General features: G+C 69.0%; 6 protein-coding genes. All 6 read right to left on the bottom strand.

What is annotated here, in order from left to right; genetic code table 11:
• Positions 1-158 precede the first annotated feature (158 nt).
• Positions 159-1049 carry a prolipoprotein diacylglyceryl transferase gene (gene lgt / locus FLX08_RS39480; protein WP_142625373.1) on the bottom strand — a complete coding sequence of 297 codons (891 nt, stop codon included), beginning with the start codon at positions 1047-1049 and terminating at the stop codon, positions 159-161.
• A gap of 252 nt (positions 1050-1301) precedes the next feature.
• Complete coding sequence (prfH, locus tag FLX08_RS39475; RefSeq protein ID WP_142625372.1) at positions 1302-1997, bottom strand: peptide chain release factor H; 696 nt, start codon at positions 1995-1997, stop codon at positions 1302-1304.
• Positions 1994-3184 (bottom strand): RNA ligase RtcB family protein, encoded by a 1191-nt coding sequence (locus FLX08_RS39470; RefSeq protein ID WP_142625371.1) that lies wholly within the window; start codon positions 3182-3184, stop codon positions 1994-1996. The genes prfH and FLX08_RS39470 overlap by 4 nt, the downstream gene beginning before the upstream one ends.
• Before the next feature lie 368 nt (positions 3185-3552).
• Positions 3553-4047 (bottom strand): hypothetical protein, encoded by a 495-nt coding sequence (locus FLX08_RS39465; RefSeq protein WP_142625370.1) that lies wholly within the window; start codon positions 4045-4047, stop codon positions 3553-3555.
• A gap of 5 nt (positions 4048-4052) precedes the next feature.
• Positions 4053-4574, bottom strand: a complete 522-nt coding sequence (locus tag FLX08_RS39460; RefSeq protein WP_142625369.1) for a GNAT family N-acetyltransferase — start codon at positions 4572-4574, stop codon at positions 4053-4055.
• 130 nt (positions 4575-4704) lie between these two features.
• Positions 4705-5562, bottom strand: coding sequence for a hypothetical protein (locus tag FLX08_RS39455; protein WP_142625368.1), 858 nt, complete (start codon positions 5560-5562; stop codon positions 4705-4707).
• Positions 5563-5631 lie beyond the last annotated feature (69 nt).

The following is a 5631-nucleotide window of genomic DNA, read 5'->3' as shown; positions in this document are numbered from 1 at the left end:
GAACCCGCCCGGTCTTCCCGGCGTACGCGCACACCCAACCGGGTGAGCGCCATCGGCGACCGGGACCGGGCGAAACCCGATCGGCGGGCTCGGCACACGGCCGAGCCCGCCCTTCTTATGAGAAGAGCCCGCGATGCGCGGCGCGTACCCGAAGGGCCTTACGGCATGTCAGGCGCTTTCGACGGGTCGCCGTTCTCCTCGTCCGAGGGCTTGAGTGCGGCCGGCACCATGACCTGCTCGGTGTCCTTGTCACGTGTGACCCAGAGATAGACCAGCGCGCCGGCGAGCAGCACGATCGAGGTCCACTGGTTGATACGCAGCCCCAGGAGCATCGCCGCGTGGTCGACTCCGCCCACCGGGTCGATGCGCAGCCCCTCGATCCAGAACCGCCCGAACGTGTAGCCGGCGACATAGAGGGCGAAGAGGCGGCCGTGGTGCAGCGCGAACCGCCTGCCGGCCAGGATCAACGCGAAACCGAGCGCCGCGTCCCACAGCGACTCGTACAGGAACGTCGGGTGGTAGAGCACGCCCGGCTCGCCGCCGTGCGCCTGGTCGATCTCCAGGCCCCACGGCAACGTGGTCGGACCGCCGTACAGCTCCTGGTTGAACCAGTTGCCCCAGCGGGCGATCGCCTGCCCGAACGCGAGGCCGGGCGCGACCGTGTCGGCCACGGCGCTCAGGGACAACCCCCGGCGGCGGCAGGCCAGCCACACACCCACGGCTCCCAGGGCGACCGCGCCCCAGATGCTGAGCCCGCCCTCCCAGATGAACAGCGCCTGATAGGGCTCCTTGACCGCGCGCGGGCCGAAGTAGGTCTGCCAGTCGGTGATGACGTGATAGAGGCGGGCGCCGACCAGGCCGAAGATCACTCCGGGCACCGCGACGTCGCCGATCGCACCCTTCTCGCCGCCACGGGCGCGCCAGCGGCGGTCACTCAACCAGACGGCGAATCCGATCGCGACGATGAAGCACAGCGCGTAGGCCCTGATGGGGATGAACCCGAGATACCAGACCCCTTGGGAAGGGCTGGGAATCGAGGCAAGGGGCATGCCGGTGAGGCTAGTCAACGCGAAGCCGCCCGGCCGTCTTCGTGACCTGATCGCAAAGGTGCCTTTGTACGTCCTGCCGTTCGCGAGAACTGTCGTACGTGCCTGCTTTGATGCTCGCACCGGACGCCGAGTATGAGATGAGGACCTGCGTGGCCGACTGCCTGGCGAGTCTCGTACACCAGGTCAACGACCTCTACGGGAACATCGACATCGTGGACGAGGACAGCGGCGACCCCCTGGCCGCCGGCCCGATCAGATCGGTGCCTTCGGAGGCAGGCGCGGTCCGGCGGAAGGCCGCCGTCGTCGGCGCGTCCGCTTCCGCGGGGCCGGGTCCTGCGTCTCCGGGCGTTCGACCCGGGTGGGGTTGCCGCGGACGAGTTCGTCGTGGATGCGCCAGCGGGCCGTGGTTGCGGCGCGCCCCGCCGCCTCGTCGCCACGCTCGACGGCCTGTCGCAGCAGCCGTACGGCGATGCGGCGGTTGAGGCTGAACAGCCGCTCGGTGTCGACCACGACGACGATCCCGGTGGGCCGGTGAGTGGCCCGTACGGCGGTGCTGGCCTTGTTGCGATGCTGGCCGCCGGGGCCGCCGGTGCGGCAGGCGACAACGTCCACGTCCGTTTCGTGGAAGGCGGTGCGTGGGGTGTCGACCTGGCAGGGTTGGGCGATGACGTACCAGTTCTTCCGGCCGGTGCCGGCCCGGTATGGGCTGGGGGCCTGCCAGCACAGCGTTCCGGTCCAGGAGGCGGCGAACGCCTCGGCGCCGTCTCCTGAGATCTCGATGAGGACCGACCGGTAGGTGCCGGCCCGGTCACCGGGGACGGTGTGGGCCCGATGGGTCTCCAGCTTCTGCCGGGCGGCGTCGGCTTCCAGGCGTCGCACCAGTTGGGCCAGCGCCCAGGCACACTCCTGCGGGCCGCGCCCAGCCGACAGGAGCAAGTGAACGCTCACGGCCGGCCTCCTCGCTTGCGGCGCTGTTCCCGGCGGTCGCTTCGGGGCGTGGACCCGAGATCGGGCGTCTTGTAGGTGACCAGCGGGATCGTGGTGGCCACGGGTGTGGCGAGGTCATGCTCGACAAGGTCGGCGATGACCTGCTCGATGCGCTTGTAGGCCGTCGGCGCCTCCTCGAAGAGGAGCTGGCGGTCGCCGCACACCACCAGCGATCCCATCGGCGTGCGGCGCAGTTCCTCGACCGTGTGCTTGGCCCGGCCCCGGCGCAGGGCGTCCGCACGGGACATCTTGCGGCCCGCGCCGTGTGCCACCGAATAGTTGGCGTGCGGCCCGGCGTGGGCGGCCACGAGGTAGGAAGGGGTGCCTCGCGTGCCGGCGATGAGCACGTCGCGGCCGTCGCCCGGTGCCGCTCCCTTGCGGTGCAGGTAGATCCCGTCGCGGATCTCGACCAGGTTGTGGCACTGGTCGACGATCGGCTCGGTGGGTTCGAACCCCAGGGCAACGGCGACCCGGGCGGCCAGCAGCCGCCGGTTGAGCGATCCCCAGCGTACGGCGGCGTCATGCATCGCCAGGTAGGCGCCGGGATCAGGGGCGGGGCCCGCGCCGTGGAGCTCGGTGTGCGCCCGCAGGATCTGCTCGCCCAGGCCGCGCGAGCCGCTGTGGACGATGAGGACCAGGTCGCCGGCGGCGAGTCCGAGCCGGCTCGCGTGGTCCGGTTCGACGACGGTCCCGATGCGCGCCAGCTCGACGAAGTGGTTGCCCCGGCCGACCGTCCCGAGGCCCTCGAGGTGACCGGCGGGAATATCGCCCTTCACCACGGCCCAGGCCGGGTCGTCGGCATCCCGTTCAGGGTCCAGCGCGCGGTCGAGATCGGGAAACCGGGCGGCGAGCTTCTCGGGTACGGCGCGCTTGAGCGTGACAGGGAACACGGCGATGCCGCAACCGATGTCGGAGCCGACCAGGAAGGGATACAAGACGGTCGAAGCCATGGCGGCGCCGATGGGGGCGCCCTTGCCGGGGTGCAGGTCCGGCATGGCGGCGACGTGCTTCATGCCGTCGAGGCCGGCCACCTGGTCGCACTGCGCCAGGGCCTCGGATTCGATCCAGCTGGTGGGGGAGGCGAACACGGTGACGGTGGCCGACCCCGTGGCCGTAATGGCCGGAGGCCGGGAGTGTTGGTGAGACAAAGACGCTCTCTTCGCTGAAACAAGGCATGGACAGGCGGCATCACGGCGCGAGCCGGCGCCGTGCCATCGTGAAGTCGCGGGGAACGCTGTCCGTCAGAGCCTCATGGGCACCAGATTCTCCGAGCCCCGCCATGCCAGGCAAATGATTTTCGGCCGTATGGCTACTACCGGCACGCCCGCAGGAGCACCCGGCAGGATTCGCATCCGGCTTTGGAAGGACGGGAGACGAACCGGACTTCGCCTTGCCGGGAAAAGGATCAGCCCTACGCGCGGTCGACGAGGCCATTGAACGCGACCTGTACGACGCTCGACCACGGAGTGCGCCCCGGAGCGGCGAGAGCCGGCCGACGTGCTGACAGCCCGAACTATTACACCTCGTCGAACGCTTTACGGATCTTGGCTGCGCCGTACGCTCCGCGGGGGTTGCAGATCGGGCAGGCACAGGGTGGCCTGCCGTGTGCGTTGGGCATGTAGCGCCACCCGGTCACCTGGTTCACGCCCCTGATGCGGTGGATCTCGCCGGCCTGGATCGGGCGCGGGACCAGGAGTTCGTATCCGCGGGCATCCTGTTGCTCGGCGATCAGGGCGGCGGCTGCGGCGCTGGCGAGTTCGACCGGCGGAGTGTTGTAGTGGCCCACCAGCACCGGCTCGGCGTCGGGGATGCGGAAGTGGACGGCGACGAGGGTGCGCTGACCGCTACGCCGCAGCTCACGGCCCCACTGATAGGTGATCTGGTAGGAGGGCAGCACCGGCGGGCAGTAGACGCCCGTCGTATCGGTCCGCCCCGCGCTGACGGCGCGGATGCCCGCGCGCCGGATCGAGCGGATGTTCTTGGCCGGGGTGAGGTGCACGAGCAAGGTCATGGCTTTTAGGAGCGCAGGTCGGCATTCGCCGTCGTGTCGGTCCAGGCGATCTCGAAGAACCTGACGCGTTCGTCTTGTCCGGTCGGCCGCATGCCGGCTGCCATCATGACGTGATGGGATGCGATATTGCCGTGGTCGGCGTCGCCTTTCACGCAGGTGATGCCGCGTGCCCGCGCGAACAGCAGCAGTTCGCGGAGGGCTTCGGAGGCGTACCCCTTGCCTCGCGCCGACGGGATGAGGCCGTAGCCGATCGTGACACTGCCGTTCTCGTCCGCGGGTCCGTGGAAGCCCACGCCGCCGATCGCCTGACCGTCCTCGCGGCGACGAATCTCATAGTTGCCGAACGGCTGGGGATCACCGATGACCGAACAGGTGCCCAGGAAGCGCATGGCGGCGTACATGTCCCCCTCGGTGGGGTATCCGGGCCCCCATCGGTCACCGCTGTCCGGCTCACCCGCCAGCACCCGCTCAGCGTCGCCGACGGTCATCGGATGAAGCTCGAGCCGCGCTGTCACAAGGTCGTCCATAGCAGGGAGGACTATCACGCGGGGCGACCAGATCGCACATGCATTATCCGACGGGCAGCGTCCCGCCTCCTGCGGCACCCGCTTCAGGAGAGTGGTGGTTGGTCAGCCGTCGCTTGCGGGGCGGCGTGCGTCACCCGTTCCCGGCATGGCACGTGTTCTGCGCACGGTGGCAGAGGACGGGGAGTGCGCTCCATTCATCCAGCACGACGCGATCGCCCAGCGGCTCGTCCAGCCTGACGACGCCCCGGCCGGACTTGCCGAGGCCTGCGCAGAAGCCGTAGCCCTGGTAGGGCATCTCGAGTCCCAAGACCACGACATCGGGCCTCTCGCTGACTCGTAGGGTGACGTCGAACGGTTCGTCACCGGCGCAGACGCCGTATTCGTACTTCACCATCAGTGTGCGTTCGTCGAGCACCTCGACGTCTGTGATCCCCTCACCTGACAGACGTTCCTCGACCGCGCCTTCGATGGTGCCGATCGCCTTCTGATCGACCGCCACGTAGTCGATGGGGCCGGGGAGGTTCGAGAAGCGCAGCCGCCAGGCCGGTACGGTCGCCATGCCGCGTGAGGTCTTGAGCCGCATGGTCGTGAAGGTGGCGCCGGTCAGCTTGTACTGCTTGTCGTCGGGGAAGGTCATGTTCTCGGGCCAGGGGGACAGCGCCATCAGCGCCTCGCGCGGTGCGATCACGGGGACCCGCATCGTGGACCCGTCGTCCCAACGGACCCGTGCCTCGGCAGGTGGAGCGGGGAGCGGGCCGGCGACGACCCAACCATGCCACTCATAATCGATGTGCTCACTCACCTCCTGGGACATCTTCGTCAGGTCCTCGAGCGGAACGAATCCCTCCTGCCAGATCTTCGCGGCGCCGCTGGTCCGCCAGGTCGAGACGACTTGTACGGCGTTCTCCTCGAACGTCGGTCCCAACAGACCAGAGCTGTCGCTGAGGAGTAGCACCGCTGCCAGAAGTGTCGCGGCTGATCGCACCATGTGATGATCATGACAGAGTGCCGTTTGCGACACCGGCGCTTTCTCGGGTCCAGGGGTCCGTCCAGTCAA

It is taken from the genome of Microbispora hainanensis (assembly GCF_006874475.1).
GTDB lineage: Bacteria > Actinomycetota > Actinomycetes > Streptosporangiales > Streptosporangiaceae > Microbispora > Microbispora hainanensis.
This window is presented reverse-complemented; position numbering and strand designations above follow the sequence as displayed.